The organism is Streptomyces sp. NPDC060194, from assembly GCF_042728285.1.
Lineage (GTDB): Bacteria > Actinomycetota > Actinomycetes > Streptomycetales > Streptomycetaceae > Streptomyces.
This window is the reverse complement of sequence record NZ_JBHWZH010000009.1, coordinates 59,814-77,079: the sequence shown is the minus strand read 5'-3', so window position 1 is coordinate 77,079 and position 17,266 is coordinate 59,814. Positions and strand designations below refer to the sequence as shown.

13 protein-coding genes are annotated in these 17,266 nt (G+C 73.6%); 9 read left to right on the top strand and 4 right to left on the bottom strand.

Features of this window, described 5'->3' with window-relative positions; genetic code table 11:
• Positions 1 to 34: 34 nt before the first annotated feature.
• Complete coding sequence (locus ACFWEG_RS03700; protein ID WP_387208777.1) at positions 35 to 451, bottom strand: redoxin domain-containing protein; 417 nt, start codon at positions 449 to 451, stop codon at positions 35 to 37.
• Positions 452 to 1,143: 692 nt separating this feature from the next.
• On the opposite strand from ACFWEG_RS03700, the gene ACFWEG_RS03695 reads away from it, so the two are divergent.
• On the top strand, positions 1,144 to 1,989 hold the full coding sequence (locus tag ACFWEG_RS03695; RefSeq protein WP_387208775.1) for an aminoglycoside N(3)-acetyltransferase: 846 nt from the start codon (positions 1,144 to 1,146) through the stop codon (positions 1,987 to 1,989).
• Between the two features lie 61 nt (positions 1,990 to 2,050).
• Here the strand turns inward: ACFWEG_RS03695 and ACFWEG_RS03690 are convergent, their stop codons facing one another.
• The gene (locus ACFWEG_RS03690; RefSeq protein ID WP_387208773.1) at positions 2,051 to 2,656 is read right to left on the bottom strand and encodes a hypothetical protein; all 606 of its coding nucleotides are present in this window, start codon (positions 2,654 to 2,656) and stop codon (positions 2,051 to 2,053) included.
• Positions 2,657 to 2,896: 240 nt separating this feature from the next.
• A complete protein-coding gene (locus ACFWEG_RS03685; protein WP_387208771.1) occupies positions 2,897 to 4,258 on the bottom strand; it encodes an NAD(P)/FAD-dependent oxidoreductase in 1,362 nt (453 codons plus the stop codon).
• A gap of 360 nt (positions 4,259 to 4,618) precedes the next feature.
• Between ACFWEG_RS03685 and ACFWEG_RS03680 the strand changes: the two genes are divergently transcribed.
• From ACFWEG_RS03680 to ACFWEG_RS03665, 4 genes are all read left to right on the top strand, one after another.
• On the top strand, positions 4,619 to 5,440 hold the full coding sequence (locus ACFWEG_RS03680) for an SAM-dependent methyltransferase (RefSeq protein ID WP_387208769.1): 822 nt from the start codon (positions 4,619 to 4,621) through the stop codon (positions 5,438 to 5,440).
• A gap of 92 nt (positions 5,441 to 5,532) precedes the next feature.
• Positions 5,533 to 7,782: a DUF1996 domain-containing protein gene (locus ACFWEG_RS03675; RefSeq protein ID WP_387208767.1), complete on the top strand. Its 2,250-nt coding sequence runs from the start codon at positions 5,533 to 5,535 to the stop codon at positions 7,780 to 7,782.
• Between the two features lie 120 nt (positions 7,783 to 7,902).
• Positions 7,903 to 9,069: an alkane 1-monooxygenase gene (locus ACFWEG_RS03670; RefSeq protein WP_387208765.1), complete on the top strand. Its 1,167-nt coding sequence runs from the start codon at positions 7,903 to 7,905 to the stop codon at positions 9,067 to 9,069.
• A gap of 60 nt (positions 9,070 to 9,129) precedes the next feature.
• Positions 9,130 to 10,473, top strand: a complete 1,344-nt coding sequence (locus ACFWEG_RS03665; RefSeq protein WP_387208763.1) for a cytochrome P450 — start codon at positions 9,130 to 9,132, stop codon at positions 10,471 to 10,473.
• Between the two features lie 402 nt (positions 10,474 to 10,875).
• Here the strand turns inward: ACFWEG_RS03665 and ACFWEG_RS03660 are convergent, their stop codons facing one another.
• Positions 10,876 to 11,895, bottom strand: a complete 1,020-nt coding sequence (locus ACFWEG_RS03660; protein WP_387208761.1) for a LacI family DNA-binding transcriptional regulator — start codon at positions 11,893 to 11,895, stop codon at positions 10,876 to 10,878.
• A 149-nt stretch (positions 11,896 to 12,044) separates the two neighbouring features.
• Here ACFWEG_RS03660 and ACFWEG_RS03655 point away from each other — a divergent pair, with 149 nt between their 5' ends.
• From ACFWEG_RS03655 to ACFWEG_RS03640, 4 genes are all read left to right on the top strand, one after another.
• Positions 12,045 to 13,463, top strand: a complete 1,419-nt coding sequence (locus ACFWEG_RS03655; RefSeq protein ID WP_387208759.1) for an extracellular solute-binding protein — start codon at positions 12,045 to 12,047, stop codon at positions 13,461 to 13,463.
• A 13-nt stretch (positions 13,464 to 13,476) separates the two neighbouring features.
• Positions 13,477 to 14,424: a carbohydrate ABC transporter permease gene (locus ACFWEG_RS03650; RefSeq protein WP_387208757.1), complete on the top strand. Its 948-nt coding sequence runs from the start codon at positions 13,477 to 13,479 to the stop codon at positions 14,422 to 14,424.
• Positions 14,421 to 15,239, top strand: coding sequence for a carbohydrate ABC transporter permease (locus tag ACFWEG_RS03645; RefSeq protein ID WP_387208755.1), 819 nt, complete (start codon positions 14,421 to 14,423; stop codon positions 15,237 to 15,239). Before ACFWEG_RS03650 ends, ACFWEG_RS03645 begins: the two co-directional genes overlap by 4 nt.
• A gap of 91 nt (positions 15,240 to 15,330) precedes the next feature.
• Positions 15,331 to 17,145: a glycoside hydrolase family 2 protein gene (locus ACFWEG_RS03640; protein ID WP_387208753.1), complete on the top strand. Its 1,815-nt coding sequence runs from the start codon at positions 15,331 to 15,333 to the stop codon at positions 17,143 to 17,145.
• The last annotated feature ends 121 nt before the right edge of the window (positions 17,146 to 17,266 follow it).

The window sequence follows — 17,266 nt, the reverse complement described above, 5'->3', positions numbered from 1 at the left end:
CACCCCCCGGATCATCAACAACAGGAGGGGGAAGTCATGCCGGACCCGAAGGCCGGAGGCCCCATTGCGGAGCCACGAAAAAGGTAACGGGGGGGACGGGGTAGAAGGCGGGCTCGACGGTGGTGCCGCGTAGGACGAGGGTGAGGCGTCGGTGCAGACGCTGGCCGCGGGCGTCGAACGTGGGGAGCTTCAGGTCGTCCGCGAGGGTGAGCCGGGGGTCGGAGAGTATCGGGTAGGGCAGGTGCAGGCGGTCCACCAGCGCCTGCTGGTATGCGGCGCGGTCCGAGGACAGGGCGAGCACGCGGTCGACGCCTTCCGCCCGCAGCGCGGAAAGGTTGTCGCGGAAGTTGCGAGCCTCCTGGCTGCAGCCGCGCGCGCCGGGGATCTCGTTCCAGCCTTCGGGGATGTCCGCGGCCGGGTCCCCGAGAGGGGGTGGAGGAAGAGCACCCACCGGCCCTCGGAGACGGCGTCCAGTCGGATCTCGCGGCCGTCCGTGCCCGTGAAGGACAGGGCGGGGAGGGTGAGGCCCGGCAGGTGGGCGGCGGCGCCGTCGTTCTCCGGGCGGGGAGGTCTGCGGGCAGGGGGCGGCCTGGGGCAGCATCGGGTCGGGCTGCTTCGACGGTTCGGCGGCTGAGGGGAAACCCCGCCGGGCCGCCGTGTTCCGGCGGCGGATCCGCTGTTCCCGGCTGCGCGTCAGCCGGGCGACGAGGAGGTCCAGCGCGTCGATCTTCTGCTGGTAGGCCGCGAGGGACTCCGCGCAGTGGTCGCCCGTCTCGCCCCGCGCGCAGGCAGGCGAGGAACGGGCCGGTCTCCGTCGGGGCGGGACCCAGGTCTCCCGGGCTGCGGATCTCCTGCGCCATCCGGACGTCCTCCGCGGTGTAGCCGCGGTAACCGTTGGCCGTCTGGCCGGGGGCTGAGTAGTCCGCAGCCCTCGTCGTAGCGCAGGGCCTTGATCGTCACGCCGGCGGCCGGCGGCCGCCTCACCTGCACGCATGAGTGCCTCCTCGCCGTCCGGAACCGTGGACCCGGACCTCGGGGCACGGGTCAAGCACCGGCCTAGCGGCTGTCGGGAGACCCCGGCGTCCAGGACGCGGGGCGACCCCGGCCGCACTGCCCGCGGACGCGTTCAGCATGATGGTGATCATGGAATCCGCGACCGCCGGCCCGCCCGGCCCCGCCCTCCCGGCCACCGGGACCGAGCGGCCGACCGTCACCGGCAGGGACCTGCGCGCTGGCTTCGAGGAACTCGGGCTGCCGGCCTCGGCGGTGGTGATCGTCCACGCGTCCCTGTCCTCCTTCGGGCACGTCGACGGCGGTGCCGAGGCCCTCCTGGGTGCACTGCGCGACCACCTCGGGCCGCACGGGACGGTGGTCGTGCCCGCGTTCACCGGGGATGTCGTACGCGACCCCCACCCGCAGGCGGGACCCGACGCGGGAGCGGGCGTCGACGCGGACCGGGCTTCCGTCCCCGTCTTCCACGACCGGCTGCCCACCGCCATGGGCGCTCTGCCCACCGCCCTGCTCGCCCGCCCCGACCGGCTGCGCAGCACGCACCCGCAGGCCTCCGTCGCGGCCGTCGGAGCCGCGGCCCGGGAGATCACCGGACGGCAGCCGCTCGCCTACGCGGCGGGGCGCGACTCGCCGTTCGGTCGGATGCGCGCGCTCGACGCCCGCATCCTGCTGCTCGGCGTCGGGCACCACCGCAACTCCTTCCTGCACCACGCCGAGTCGCTCGTCCCGAACCACCGGCGCAAGCTGCGCCGCTTCCCCCACGTCGTCGACGGCGAGCGGGTCTGGGTGGAGGTGCCGGACGTCGGTGACGACAACGGCCGGCACTTTCCCGGCGTCGGAGCGGACGCGGAGCGGGCGGGGCTGGTGCGGATCGGTCGGATCGGTGGCGCCGAGTGCCGGCTGATGCCGAGCGGGGCCTTCGTCGCGTTCGGGAGCCGGCGTCTGGGGGAACGGCTGGCGGGGGAGGGCCGGCACTGAGGTCCCGCCACCGAGGTGCGGCCCGTGGGGACCGCCGCGGTCGCCGCTCACCCGAGGGACGTCACCGGTGCAGGCCCGCTTGGCGGAGGCCGATGGCCGCGAGGTCGGCGATGACCTGGTCGTCGCCGCGGCGCCAGGCCGCGGCGAGGCCGTCGGGGGGTGCGGGGAGGGCGGCGAGGTCGCGCTGGGGGCCGGTGAGGACGCGCAGGGCGAGGAGGTCGGCGCCGCCCGGCTCGGCGGCGAGGCGCCGGGTGACGGCGCTGCGGCGGATCCAGCGCAGGCGCGCGGGCAGCCACAGCAGCAGCACGAACACCACCGGGATGGCGATCAGCGCGACCGCGGTCAGCGTCGCCACCTGCTCCACCGTGTCCTGCAGCGAGCGCCCCGCGTCGGCCATCCCGGTGCCGGCGTCGGCGGCGGACCGCAGCGGCTTCTTCAGCTGGTCGCCGACGAGCGGGACCTTCGAGGCGACGTCGCTCGCGTCGCCGAGCGAGTCGGCCAGGCCGTCGCCCGCGCTCTCCGCCCGGCGGCCGGGCTCGGCCAGCCGCAGGACCGCGTCGCGCACGGTCAGGGCCAGTTTCACCGCGGCGAGGATCAGGGCCGCGGCGATCAGGTCGGCGAGGACCTGGCGGCTCAGGCGTCCGGGAGTCCGGGCGTACAGACGCATGGCGTGCTCACCTTCCGGTAGGGCGTCGGCGGTCGCCCGCCGCCCCGGCGCCCGTGCGGCGGACCGCGCGCGGCGTCAGGGTGCGACGGGAACACCAAGTGTCCACCGGAGCAGCCCTGTTGGGACACGACGCGAGGGCCTGAAGCGAGGGCCCGGAGCGCGGGTGCACGTGAGGCCCCGCGGCGCGTCCCCCGTAGCGCGAGGACGGACCTCCCGCCGGCGCTCCCCCCCACCGGCCCCCTACCGGCCCCCGACCTGCTCCCTGATCTGCTCCGGCGACAGGTACGCGTCGGTGTACTCGAAGTCCTTGAGCGTCGCGGGGACGCGGGACAGGAACCCGGTGCGGACGAAGTCGTCCCCGGCCACCGCGTTCAGCGCCCAGTTCGTGGCGACCCGGACCTTCGCCACGTTGGTGCGCAGCGCCGACCAGTGGTAGCCGCGGGCCGCGATCAGCGCGGGCACGCCCTTCAGCTCGACGCCGAGCGGCTTGGAGACGGCGTCCAGGCCGCCGAGGTCGACGACCAGGCCGAGGTCCTTGTGGACGTAGGGCGTGGTCGGGCGGCCGCGCAGCGAGGCGATGACGTTGTCGGCGACGTGCCGGCCCTGGCGCAGCGCGTGCTGGGCGGTCGGCGGGCAGACGGCGCCGTCGACGCCCTTCGCCTCGTCCGGGACGGCGGCGGCGTCGCCGAGCGCGAAGACGCCCTCGTGGCCCGGCAGGTTCATGTCGGAGGTGACCGCGAGCCGGCCCTTGACCGTCTCGGCCCCCAGGGTGGCGATGAGGGGGCTCGCCGCGACACCGGCCGTCCAGATGAGGGTCCGGGTCGGGATCACCCGCCCGTCGGTGAAGGTGACCTCGTCGGGGCCCGCCTTCGCGATGGACACGCCCAGCGAGACCTCGATGCCGCGCCTGCGCATGATCTCCAGGGAGCTGCGGCCGAGCTTGTCGCCCAGTTCCGGCATGAGCTTCGGTGCGATGTCGATCAGGTGCCACTTGATGAGGCGCGCGTCCAGCCTGGGGTAGCGCTTGACGGCGTTGTGCGTCAGGCGCTGCAGGCACGCGGCGGTCTCGGTGCCCGCGTAGCCCCCGCCGACCACGACGAACTGCAGCCGCGCCGCGCGCTCGGCCTCGTCGAGGCTGGCGTCGGCCAGGTCGAGCTGCGAGATGACGTGGTCGCGGATGTAGGTGGCCTCGGCCAGCGTCTTCATGCCGCGGGCGTGCTCCTGGAGGCCCGGGATGTCGAAGGTGCGCGTCACGCTGCCCGGGGCCAGCACCAGACGGTCGTACGGCTCGTTGACGATCTCGTCCGTGATCTTCCGGACGACGCAGACCTTCGCCTTGAGGTCGATGCCGATGGCGCCGCCGGGGATGATGCGGGTGCGGTGCCTGCGGCTGCGCCGCAGCGACACCGCGATCGACTGGGGGGTCAGCACGCCCGACGCGACCTGGGGGAGCAGCGGCAGGTAGAGCTGGTAGGACGACGGGGTCACCAGGGCCAGTTCGGCCTCGTCGGGGCCCAGTTTGCGTTCGAGGCGGCGGACGCACTCCACTCCCGCGAAGCCCGCTCCCACCACCAAGATCCTCGGTCGTGCCACGATGTCCATCCCTTCACCCGCCGGAGCATGCCTGGCTGTGTGGAACCCGTTCCCCGATATCCCGGCCTCGCACCTGTCCGATCATCCGACCGTGAGGCCGCCGGGGCACGCCGTACGTGCCGACCGGGTGTCCGGGGCCGGTGCGCGAGGGTGCGGCCGGACGTCGTGGGCCGGTGCCGCGGCGACGACCGCGTCCGGAGCGGCGGTCGCACGGTGCGCGTCGCGGGGTGCGGCTCCTGCGGGAGGCCGGTGCGGGGGCGGTCGGTGCAGGTGGATGCGGGGATCGGGGTCCCGTGGGGCAACGGGCGTCCATAGACTGCGGGTTGGTGCGGGGTGAGCCGTTGCCGAAGGGTCGAGCGAGGAGCCGGTGTGGCCGAGAACGTCGAGACGAGCTTCGATTCCGAGCGGGTGCGGGCGAGGATCAACACGTCGCAGCCGCACACCGCGCGGATCTGGAACTACTGGCTCGGAGGGAAGGACAACTACGACTCCGACCGGACGGTGGGGGACCAGATCCGGCAGATCCACCCGGGGATCGGGGAGTACGCCCGGGCCGACCGGCAGTTCCTCGGGCGCGCGGTGGAGCACCTGGTGCGCGAGCGCGGGGTGCGGCAGTTCCTCGACATCGGGACGGGCCTGCCGACCGCGGACAACACGCACGAGGTGGCCCAGCGGATCGCCCCGGAGTCGCGGATCGTCTACGTCGACAACGACCCGACCGTCCTCGTCCACGCCCGCGCGCTGCTCGACAGCACCCCGGAGGGGCGGACGGACTACCTCGACGCGGACCTGCGCGACGTCGACACGATCCTGGAGCACGCGGCGAAGACCCTGGACCTCACGCAGCCGGTCGCGCTCGTCCTCCTCGGCGTGGTGATCTTCATCGAGGACGACGACGAGGCGCTCGGCCTGGTGCGCCGGCTGATGCACCGGCTGCCCGCGGGCAGCTACCTGGTCCTCTCGCACACCATCACCTCCCCGGACATGCCCGACGTCGACGCCGCCGTCGCCTTCTGGAACGAGCACGGCACGCCCCGGCTCACCCAGCGGACCCCGGAGCACGTCGCACGGTTCTTCGAGGGCACCGCACTCCTGCCGCCCGGCGTCGTCTCCTGCTCCCGCTGGCTGCCCGGCTCCGCCACCGGCGACGCGGACGTGGCGATGTTCGGCGGGGTCGGCCACAAGGCCTGAGGAAGGAATTCCGCGCCGCGTTGAACACCCCGCTCCGCCCGTACGTATGAGGGGCCGACCGGTGAGTTGCGAGTGAGGCGCGAGGTGTTCGGGTGAGCAGGTCGGTGCGGAGACGGTCGAAGCGGGGGCAGCGCACGGTCGCCGCCTCCATCGGGCTGATCCTCGGCGGTGGAGGACTCCTCGTGGTCAACACCGTGGCGGTGGCCGGAGAGGGGGACGGGACGCAGGCCGCCGGGGCCCGGGCGGCGACGATCACGTGCCCGGAGGTCGGTGACGCGCTGACCGAGGTGCCGGAAGCGGCGCGGGAGGCGGTGGACGGCGAACTCGCCGCGCTGGACTCGAAGGTGGCCGAGGCCTACCGGCAGCTCGCCGCGCTCGACGCGGCGGCCAGGAAGGACCTGGCGGTCATCGAGAAGGAGGTGCTCGCCCCGCTGAACGACGAACGCGCGGCCGGCATCGGACGGATATCGGCCGCGCTCACCCAGGCGGGCGGGGCGCCGCCGGCCGGCTTCGACCAGCTCGCCGGCTGCTCGGCGGCGGCGGACCGGGCCGACCAGCCCGACCCGTCCGCGAGCCCGACGGGCGAGGCGGGCAACGGCCAGGAGGGCCAGGGCGAGGGCCAGGGCCAGGGTGACGGCGCCGGGCAGGACGCCAGCCCACCGCCCGCGAGCCCGTCCCCCTCCGCTCCGCCGGCCGACAACGGCGGGCAGGCCGGCAACGGCCCCCAGGCGTCGGACTTCGCGGACATCGGCTCCGTCCAACCGAACGTGCCCGCACCCCAGTTCGGCGGCGACGCCTCGCGCGGCACGTTCGCGACCGCGTGCGGGACGAACGCGAACGGGAAGTTCAACCCGGACAACGTGATCGTCGCGCCCGGCGTGAGCAACGGCGCGCACCACATGCACGACTACATCGGCAACCAGGCCAACGACGCCTTCGCCAGCGACGACGACCTCGCGAACGGCGCCACCACCTGCCAGGACCAGGGCGACCGGTCGACGTACTACTGGCCCGTCCTGCGGCTGCAGAACGGCGAGGCGGAGAAGGACTCCGCGGTGGGCGGCGGCGGGGTCGACCTCAACGTCGGCCGGATCCAGACGCCGAAGGAGGTCACGCTGAACTTCGTCGGCAGCCCCGTCGGCAAGGTGACGGCCATGCCGCGCTTCCTGCGGATCATCACCGGCGACGCGAAGGCGTTCGTCAACGGCAACAAGAACGCCAACGCCTCCTGGAGCTGCACGGGTTCGGAGGACCGGCAGCTGAAGGACAAGTACCCGATCTGCCCCGAGGGCAGCGACGTGGTCCGCACGTTCAAGTTCCAGAGCTGCTGGGACGGGGCGAACACCGACAGCGCCAACCACCGCACCCACGTCGCGTTCGCCGACGCGCAGGGCAACTGCCCGAGCGGCTTCAAGGCCATCCCGCAGCTGGTGCAGCGGATCGTCTACGACGTGCCGCGCCCGGTGTTCGAGGGGGAGGAGCCGGCGGTGTTCGCGGTGGACTCGTTCCCCGAGCAGCTGCACAAGCCGGTGACGGACCACGGTGACTTCATCAACGTCTTCGACGAGAAGCTGATGGAGGAGATGGTCGGCTGCCTCAACGAGGGCCGGAAGTGCGGGGTCGGGGCCGGCGGGGCGCCCGAGCAGCCGGGCGGCGGTGAGGAGCAGCCGGGCGGCGAGCAGCCCGGTGGCGAGCAGCCCGGTGGCGGCGAGCAGCCCGGCGAGGAGCCCGGCGAGGAGCAGCCTCCCGGTGGCGAGCAGCCGGGCGGTGAGCAGCCTGGTGGCGGCGAGGAGCAGCCGGGCGGCGGCGAGGAGCCAGGCCAGGAGCAGCCCCCCGGTGGCGAGCAGCCCGGCGGGGAGGAGCCCGGCGGGGAGGAGCCCGGCGGGGAGAAGACCGACGCACCCCCGGCGGACAACGACGACGAGGAGCCCCCGGCCGCCACGCCCGAGCCCACCCGCGCCGCCCCCGATGCGCCTCCGTCCGCGACCGCCCGCCCGAAGGGCACCGCGACCGCGAAGGCGGGCGAGGTGAAGTCGGGCGACGTGAAGTCCGGGGACGCGCAGACCGGCGCACCGGACACCGGGACCGGCGGGGGTGACGACGCGGACACCCCGCCCGCCGCCTCCAATTCACCGGGCGACGCCTCGGACGCGCCCTACGGGTTCACACCACCGGGCAACAACGCCGTCCCCCTGAGCGCCACTTCGCCGTCGACACAGGCCGCCCTGGCCGAGACCGGCGCCCAGTGGTGGCCGTCCGCGGCGGGAGCCGTGCTGGTGGTCGTCGGCATCGTCCTCTTCCGCGCGACACGACCCAAGCGCCAGGTCGTGCGCGGGCATTGATGTCGGACCGAACCGGCCCCCTCGCCCCCGCGAGGGGACCGGTCCGTGTCTGATGACCCGTCAGTAACGTTCTGTGCCGCCCCTGTTGCTCTGCCGCCCCCGTCCCGCCACCCTGCACCCATGCAGACGGATCGCGAGGCCATGACCGACGCCGACGCCCCCGAATGGACCGACGCCAAGAAGTACTGGTGGCTGCTCGGCCTGGCGGTGCCTACCCTCCCGTTCCAGGCCGGCGGGCTGGTCGCCCTGACCGGCCGGGACGTCTTCTGGTGGTGGGGGCCGTTCTTCGCCTTCGTCCTGGTGCCGCTGCTCGACGCGGTGGTCGGCCAGGACGCCTCCAACCCGCCGGAGGCGGTGGTGAAGGCGCTCGGGGCCCGGCGGTACTACCGCTGGTGCACGTACGCGTACCTGCCGATCCAGTACGCCGCGCTGGTCTGGGCGTGCAGCCGCTGGGACGACCCCGGGGCGTCGCTCGTCGCGCAGCTCGGGCTGACCGCGACCACCGGCGTGGTGGCCGGGGTCGCGATCAACACCGCGCACGAGCTCGGCCACAAGTCCGAGCTCCTCGAACGCCGGCTTAGCCGGATCGCGCTCGCGCAGAGCTGCTACGGGCACTTCGCCGTCGAGCACAACCACGGCCACCACATCCGCGTCGCCACGCCGGAGGACCCGGCGAGCGCGCGGCTCGGGGAGGGCTTCTGGCGGTTCCTGCCGCGGTCGGTGCTCGGCGGGGTGGTCTCCGCGTGGAAGCTGGAGGCGCGCCGACTGAGCCGCCGCGGGAAGCGGGTCCTCTCCGTGCGGAACGACGTCCTGACCGCGTGGGCGATGAGCGTGCTGCTCTTCGCGGCGCTCACGCTCGCCTTCGGCCCCGTCGTGCTGCCGTTCCTGCTCGTCCAGGCCGTGCTCGGCTTCAGCCTCCTGGAGAGCGTCAACTACCTGGAGCACTACGGCCTGCTGCGCGAGGAGCGCTCGCCCGGCCGCTACGAGCGGGTGGCGCCCCGGCACAGCTGGAACAGCAACACCACCACCAGCAATGTCTTCCTGTACCAGCTCCAGCGCCACTCCGACCACCACGCCAACCCGCTGCGCCGCTACCAGACCCTGCGCCACTTCGACGAGGCCCCCCAACTCCCCGGCGGTTACGCCTCGATGATCGTCCTCGCCTGGTGCACCCCGCTGTGGCGCCGGGTCATGGACCCGCGCGTCCTCGCCCACTACGCGGGCGACGTGACCCGCGCCAACCTCCACCCGCCGGCCCGCGCGGCTCTCGTGAACCGCTACCCGTAGCGCCAACTCTCGTGTTCGATAGGCCCGTTCGGGCTTTCGACGCGACGGAGGGGCGGGGCAGTGGCGGTGGAGACGGGGGCCGAGGGGGCCGCGGTGGTGGTCGACGGGCCGCGCGGGGTGCCGTTGCTCGGCAGTCTGCCGGAGTTCGGGAAGGACCCGCTGGGGTTCTTCACCCGGCTGCGGGACCGGGGCGACGTCGTGCGATGGCGGTTCGGGCGGCGGGAGTCGGTGTTCGTGTCGCACCCGGACGCGATCGGCGAGCTGCTGACGGGCGCGGAGACGCGGTTCGAGCGCAACGACCTGGGCATCGCGTTCCGCACGCTGCTCGGCGACGGGGTCGTCGTCGCGACCGGGGCGGAGTGGCGGCGCAAGCGGTCGCTGGTGCAGCCGTCGGTGCGGCCGAAGCAGGTCAAGGCGTACGCCGCGACGATGGTCGAGTGCGCGGTCGACGTCGCGGACCGTTGGCAAGACGGGGCGCGGATCGACGTCCGCGCGGAGATGTCGGCGCTCACCCAGCGGGTGGCCGTGCGGACCATCTTCGGCGTCGACACCGAGGCGGACTCCACGGCCATCGCGCGGGCGATGGACGTGGCGCAGGAGGAGATCGGGGCGGAGTTCAGCGGTCTCGGGGCGGTGCTGCCGGACTGGGTGCGGACGCCGGGCCGGGCGCGGATCCGCCGCGCCGCGCGGGTCATCGACCGGGAGGTCGCACGGATCGTCGCGCGGCACGAGGCGTCGGACGCGGCCGAGCGGCCCGACCTGCTGAGCCGGCTGCTCGTCGCGCAGGACGAGAACGGGGTGCGGCTCAGTGCGCGCGAGATCCGCGACGAGACGGTGACGCTGTACATCGGAGGGCACGAGACGACCGCGGGCACGCTCGTCTGGGCGTGGTACCTGCTCTCCCGCAACCCGCGGGTGCGGGCCGCGCTCGCCGACGAACTGACCGCCGTGCTCGGCTCCCGCGAGCCCGGCTTCGACGACTACGCGCGGCTGCCGTACACCCAGGCGATCGTCAAGGAGACGCTGCGGCTTTACCCCACCATCTGGCTCATGACCGGGCGGTCCGCGCCCGGCACCACCATCGCGGGGGTGCCGCTGGCTCCCGGCACGCGGGTGTGGAGCAGCCAGTGGGCGACGCAGCGGGACGCGCGGTACTTCACGGAGCCGGAGGAGTTCCGCCCCGAGCGGTGGGCCACGGACACGGTCCACGAGTACGCGTGGTTCCCCTTCGGCGGCGGGCCCCGCGTCTGCCTCGGCGCGAGGTTCGCCATGGTCGAGGCGGTCCTCGTCCTCGCCGTCCTCGCCCGCCGCTTCGACATCACCGTCTCCGGCGACATCCGCCCCGTCCCCAAGCTCACGCTCCAACCGGACGGAGACGTATGGGGAACGCTCCACTCCCGCTAGTGGCGCGGGCCGGGTGCGGGGCGGTGGTCGTGACAGCGCAGGCCTCGCGGGGGCGGGTGCGGTTGTGCGCGTAGGGGTGGTGGCCGTGACAGCGCCCTCGCGGGCGCCGGCGTAAGACGTGCACCATCTGCGTGGGCATGCGCCGACGGGGCACCGCGCACGTCGTGGGCCGGGCGGGCCGGTCGGGCGCACCTCCTCGCTCCTCCGTCGCTGCGGGGGCACCCCCACCCACCCCACCCTCCGCCGACGCACACGCACAGCGGTGCGACGCGCCTGCCGTGCAGCGGCAGGACTCACTGGTCACGCCGCGCAGCGGCACAACCCCCCGCTCCCGCCCCCCCCAAGCCGCGCAGCGGCGAAGCCACACTGCCCCCGCCGCACAGCGGGGGATCGAACTCCACGCTATGGCGAGACCGTCCCACCGACCGTAGATTCGCGGATGCGAAGGTCCCAAGGGGCATGAAGAACCGCATGCGGCCGAGCCTCGGGCTCACCGATGCGCGCGAGCAGCGCAGAGACCGCCGCCCGGGCGAGCGCGGGCTTGTCGGGGGCGACCGAGGTGAGCGAGGGCACGGCGTAACGGGACTCGTCGATGTCGTCGAAGCCGACGACGGCGACGTCGGCGGGGCAGCGCAGCCCCGCCTCGTGGAGCGCACGGAGGGCCCCGTGGGCGACCTCGTCGTTGAAGCAGAAGACGCCGTCGGGGGGCGGCCCCGAGGCGAGCAGGCCCCGCATCGCGTCGAGCCCGTGCCGGCGCAGGAGGTCGGGCAGGGGCGGCGCGAGCCGCGGATCGAAAACCAACCCCGCTTCGTGCAGCGCAAGTTGGAACCCGTGCAGCCGCTGGCTGGTGGTCGCGAACTGCCCCTGCTGCGCCCCGAGCGCGGCGAGCCTGCGGCGGCCGGCCGCGGCGAGGTGGAGCGTCGCGGCCCGCGCCGCCGCGACGTTGTCGATGAGGACGTGGTCCGCGGGCACGTCGTAGTCGCGCTCGCCGAGCAGGACGAGCGGGAGCCGGCGCTCGTGCGCAGCGAGGTCCGCGGGAGACAGGCGCAGGGGGGAGAGGATGACCCCGTCGACAACCTGGTCGCCCGAGCCCGTGGCGATCCGCAGCTCGGCCCGGGGGTCGCCGCCGGTCTGCTCGATCATGACGGTGAGACCGTGCGACGTCGCTTCCGCGAACACGCAGGCGACGAACTCCGAGAAGTAGCCGGTCAGCTCCGGGACGGCGAGCGCGATGACACCGCTGCGCCCCGTCCGCAGCCGCCGCGCCGAGGTGTTGGGGCGGTAGCCCAGCTCGTCGATCGCGCTCAGGACCCGGCTGCGGGTGGCCTCCGCGACCCGCACCTCACCTCGTACAACGTTGGACACCGTCTTGACGGAGACCCCCGCCCGTTCGGCCACGTCCTTCAGGCGCGCGGCTGCCATTCGGCCTCCCTTGCAGATCAACACCGGTGCTACGGCGTGCGAACCATATCCGACGAAAGCATTGACGGGCTCGGACACCGTCCATTACAACGTTGGAACGCGCCGCTCGCCGATGAGCGGCGCGGGGTACCGAAGGGACGGCTCGTCCAATGAGGGACGCAGAGACTGACACAGGCGGAGGCCGGGGCGGTGCGGCCCGCACCCCATCCGGCGCCCCCACCCGCAGCGCTCCCCGCGGCCCCACCCGCCGCGGACTGCTGCGCGGGGCCGCCGCCCTCGCCGCCACCGGCGCCGGGGCGCTCGCCCTCGGCGGCTGCGGCGACGCGCTCGCCCGTACGGTGACCGGCGGTCAGGGGCCGTCCGGCCGGATCGACTTCTGGAACCCGTTCACCGGCGGCGACGGCCAGCGCATGGAGGAGATGATCGCCGCCTACCGGAAGACCCCCGGCGGCCACGACGTCCGCTCCACGACCCTGACCTGGGGCAGCCCGTACTACACCAAGCTGTCGCTCGCCGCGCTCGGCGACTCCCCGCCCGAGGTCGCCGTCGTCCACCTCTCCCGGCTGCCCAGCCTCGCCCGCGGCGGGCTCGTGAAACCGCTGGAGACCGGCCGCCTCAAGCGGCACGGCCTGACCGCCGGACGCTTCGACCCCCGGCCCTGGGACAAGGCGCACGTCGACGACCGGCTGTACGCCGTCCCGCTCGACACCCACCCCTTCGTCCTCTACGCCAACACCGACGTCTGCGAGAAGGCGGGGCTCCTCGAGGACGGCCGACTCCCCGCGCTGGAGGGCCCGGACGCGTTCGTCGAGGCGCTGCGCGCGGTCAAGGAGGTGACGGGGGCCTACGGCGTCTCGATGGCGAGCCGGGCCGACCCGGGCACCAGCTGGCGGATGTTCTACACCCTGTACTGCCAGCTCGGCGACGGACCGCAGACGGTGCTCCTCGCCGACGGCGGCACCGAGGTGCGGCTCGACGAGGGCCGCGCGGAGGAGGCGTTCGCGTTCCTGCGCCGGCTCTCCGTCGAGGAGAGGCTGCTGCCGCGCGGCGCGGACGGGCCCGGCGCGATCGGCCTGTTCACCGGCGGCCGGGCGGGCCTGCTCCTCGACGGAGCGTGGCAGCTGCCCGCCATCGAGGCCGCGAAGATCCCGTTCGACATGCGGCCGACGCCCCGGTTCTTCACCGACGGGCCGTTCGCGAACTACGCCGACTCCCACGCCCTGGCCCTTCCGGCCAACGCGGCCCACGTCGACGAGACGTTGGACTTCGTCGCCGGGATGCTGGACGACGCGCAGACCTGGGCGACCGGCGGCCACGTCCCGGCCTGGCTGCCCGTCCAGCAGAGCGACGCCTACAAGGAGCTGACCCCGCAGTCGCACTACGCTGCCGCGGCCGACGCCGCCCTCTACGACCCCGACGCCTGGTACTCCGGCGCGGGCTCGACCCTGCAGAACCAGCTGGGCGGCGTCGTGGCGGGCGTGATCGGCGGGCTGACCCGCCCGGCCGCCGCCGTCCGCTCGCTGCGCGACAAGCTCACCGTCCTCGCCGCCACCTCGGCCCCCGTCTAGGAAGGCGCCGCCCGTGTCCACCGTCGAGACCACCCGCCCGCCGGCCGCCGTGAGCCCGCCGGGTCGGCCCGTGACGAAGCGGCCACCATCGCCGACTCGCTCCGGCTGGCTCTTCACCGCCCCGTTCGTCGTCCTCTACCTGGCCTTCCTCATCGGCCCGGCGCTCTACAACCTCGTCGTCAGCTTCTTCGACACCTCGCTGGTCAGGCCGGGGCTCGGCGCGTTCGCCGGCCTCGACAACTACGGCGACGTCCTGACCGACGCCGAGTTCTGGCGCACCTTCGGCCACACCGTCTGGTTCACCGTCCTCACCACCGTGCCGCTGGTGGTGATCAGTCTGGCGCTCGCGCTGCTCGTGCAGAACTTCTCACGCGGCCGCTGGTTCCTGCGCCTGGCGTTCTTCGCCCCGTACGTGCTGCCGTCCGCGGTCATCGCGATCGTCTGGCGGTACATCTACCAGGACGAGATGGGCGGACTCGCCGCGCTCGTCGGCTGGTTCGGCATCACCCCGCCGTCCTTCCTCGGCGACCCGGCCTGGGCCATGGCGTCGATCGCGCTCGCCACCGTCTGGTGGACCGTCGGCTTCAACTTCGTGCTCTACCTCGCCGCGCTCCAGGAGATACCGCAGGAGGTCCACGAGGCCTCCGCGCTCGACGGGGCCGGCCCCTGGCAGCGCATCCGGTACGTGATCGTGCCGCTGCTCGGGCGGACCACCGCGCTGGTGCTGCTGCTCCAGGCGATCGCCTCGCTGAAGGTCTTCGACCAGATCTTCATCATGACCGGCGGCGGCCCCGACGGCTCGACCCGCGCCTCCCTCAACTACATCTACGACACCGGCTTCACCGACTACCGCGTCGGCTACGCCTCGGCCGCCGCGGTCCTCTTCTTCCTGTTCGTCCTCGCCGTCTCTCTGGTCTGGGCGAGGGTCAACCGACGCGCAGAGGACGGCAACCGACCGTGAACACCGAACGCCTCTTCAACCGGGTCGCCTTCGGCGCCGTCCTCGCCCTCGCCCTGCTGTGGCTGGCGCCGCTCGCCTGGACGCTCGCCACCTCGCTCCGCTCCAACCAGGACATCGCCGTCGACCCGACCGTCTGGTACTCCGGGATCACCTTCGAGTCCTACGAGGCGATCATCGACGGCGGCAACCTCGGGACGTGGTACCTCAACAGCACGGTCACCGCCGTGCTCACCACCCTGCTGACCGTCGCCTTCGGCTCGCTGGCCGGCTTCGCGCTCTCGCGGATGCGGTTCCGGGGGCGGCGGGCGCTGACCACCTTCATCCTCGCCGGGGTCATGATCCCGCCGCAGGTGCTGATGATCCCGCAGTTCAAACTGCTCGCCGCGACGGGGACGCTCGACAGCTTCGCCGCCGTGGTGCTGCCGCAGGTACCGAACGCGATCGCCGTCGTCGTCTTCAAGCAGTTCTTCGACAACATGCCCGGCGAGCTCGTCGAGGCCGCGCGGATCGACGGGGCGAGCTGGTGGCACGTCTACAGCCGGATCTTCCTGCCGCTGGCCCGCTCGGCGGTCTCCGCCGTCTCGATCTTCACCTTCGTGTGGACCTGGAACAACTTCCTCTGGCCGCTGCTCGCCACCACCAGCCCCGACATGATGACGCTGCCGGTCGGCCTCGCGACCGTGCAGGAGGCCTACGGCGTCAACTTCTCGCAGCTGATGGCCTCCGCGGTGCTCGGCGGGCTGCCGCTGCTCGTCGTCTTCCTGCTCTTCCAGCGCCGGATCACCGAGGGCATCGCCGGCGCCGGCCTCAAGTGACACGCCTCCGGCGCCCGGCGCTCTCCCGCCGGGCGCCGGGAACCTCCCTCGGGAGCCCGTACCCCCACCCCCTGTCTGGAGCACTCCACGCATGACCGCCGCCCACCTCGCCGCCGAGGGACACCCCCGCCCGCAGCTGGTCCGCGACCCGAACTGGCGTGACCTGTCCGGCCCCTGGGGCTTCGCGCACGACGACGCCGACGCGGGGCTGGCCGGCGGCTGGATGCGCGACCCGGCGCCGTACGACCGGACGATCACCGTGCCGTACCCGCCGGAGTCCGCCGCGTCCGGCATCCACGACACCGGGTTCCACCCGGTCGTCTGGTACCGCCGGGAGTTCGACGCCGCCGTGCCCGCGGAGGGCCGCCGGCTCCTGCTGCACTTCGGGGCGGTCGACCACGACGCCACCGTCTGGGTCAACGGGCGGCTCGCCGGGGTCCACCAGGGCGGGCACACCTCCTTCTCGTTCGACGTCACCGGGCTGCTCGACCCGGCGGGCCCGCAGGTGGTCACCGTCCGGGCCGAGGACCGGCCCACCGACGTCACCCAGCCGCGCGGCAAGCAGGACTGGGAGCTCGCACCGCACACCGTCTGGTACCACCGCACCACCGGCATCTGGCAGCCGGTGTGGCTGGAGGAGGTCCCGGCGCTGCGGATCGAGTCGCTGCACTGGACGCCCGACCTGCCGGGCGGCCGGGTCCGCTGCGAGGTGCGGCTGAACACCTGGCCGGCCGAGGCGCACACCGTCGGGGTGCGCCTGGAGATCGGCGACCGGCTGCTCGCCGTGCACACCGCGCTGATCACCGGCCGGGAGCTGGCCTTCGACGTCTCCGTCCCGGACCTGGGCCACGGGCAGGGCCTCGACCGGCTGCTGTGGGAGCCGGAGAACCCGCGCCTGGTCGACGCCTACGTCACGCTCGACGACGCGGGCGGTCAGCGGGCCGACGAGGTCGCCTCGTACCTGGGGCTGCGGGCGATCGGCTGGGACGCGGGGGAGCTGCTGCTCAACCACAAGCCGTACTTCCTGCGCTTCGCGCTCCAACAGGCGTACTGGCCGCAGTCGTTGCTCGCCGCGTCGGGGGAGGAGCTGCGGCGCGAGGCCGAGCTGGTGAAGGAGCTCGGGCTCAACGGGGTGCGGATCCACCAGAAGATCGAGGACCCGCGCTTCCTGTACTGGGCCGACCGGCTCGGGCTGCTGGTCTGGGAGGAGATGCCCAGCGCGTACGCGTTCGGGCCGACGACCGTCCAGCGGGTGGTGCGGGAGTGGACGGAGGCGGTCGAGCGGGACCGCAGCCACCCCTCGATCATGGCGTGGGTGCCGGTCAACGAGTCGTGGGGCGTCCACCACATCGCCGACCGCGCCGACCAGCGGCACTTCGCCGACGCGCTGTACCACCTGACGAAGTCCCTGGACCCGTCGCGGCCCGCCGTCTCCAACGACGGCTGGGAGGTGTCCGCGGCGGACATCTGGGGCGTGCACGACTACAGCCAGAGCGGTGAGGTCCTGCGCGAGCGCTACGGCGCGCCCGGCATCCGGCGCGGGGAGTTCCCCGTCGACTTCCCCGCCGTCAAGCGGCTCCTCCTCGACGGCGTGGAGCACCGCGGGCAGCCCGTCCTGATGACCGAGTTCGGCGGCATGACCTACGAGCCCGGCGACGGCGAGAACTGGCACGGGTACGGCACGGTCGGCACCGACGAGGAGTACGCGGCGAAGCTCACCGAGCTGATCGACGCGATGGTCGACTCCTCGCTCGCCGGGTTCTGCTTCACCCAGCTCACCGACACCGAGCAGGAGACCAACGGCCTCCTCACCGAGGACCGCAAGCCGAAGCTGCCGGTGGAGCGGCTGCGCGCGATCCTCACCCGCACCCGCCAGCAGGCCAGGGCGGAGCGCGGGGAGCGGTAGCGGCGGCGGACGCGGCGGCCGCCCGGGCCCGCCCGGGCCGTCGGGACGTACGGGCCCGGGTACGCGCCGCACGGCGGGCCCGCCGTCACGTCGAACAACGGGCGGGTGACCGTCGCGCAGG

Bases quoted from the DNA above. Each gene is read 5' to 3' on its own strand.
- ACFWEG_RS03695 (WP_387208775.1), top strand. From the start codon at position 1,144: ATGGAATCCGCGACCGCCGGCCCGCCCGGCCCCGCCCTCCCGGCCACC.
- ACFWEG_RS03690 (WP_387208773.1), bottom strand. From the start codon at position 2,656: ATGCGTCTGTACGCCCGGACTCCCGGACGCCTGAGCCGCCAGGTCCTC.
- ACFWEG_RS03685 (WP_387208771.1), bottom strand. From the start codon at position 4,258: ATGGACATCGTGGCACGACCGAGGATCTTGGTGGTGGGAGCGGGCTTC.
- ACFWEG_RS03670 (WP_387208765.1), top strand. From the start codon at position 7,903: ATGCAGACGGATCGCGAGGCCATGACCGACGCCGACGCCCCCGAATGG.
- ACFWEG_RS03660 (WP_387208761.1), bottom strand. From the start codon at position 11,895: ATGGCAGCCGCGCGCCTGAAGGACGTGGCCGAACGGGCGGGGGTCTCC.
- ACFWEG_RS03655 (WP_387208759.1), top strand. From the start codon at position 12,045: ATGAGGGACGCAGAGACTGACACAGGCGGAGGCCGGGGCGGTGCGGCC.
- ACFWEG_RS03640 (WP_387208753.1), top strand. From the start codon at position 15,331: ATGACCGCCGCCCACCTCGCCGCCGAGGGACACCCCCGCCCGCAGCTG.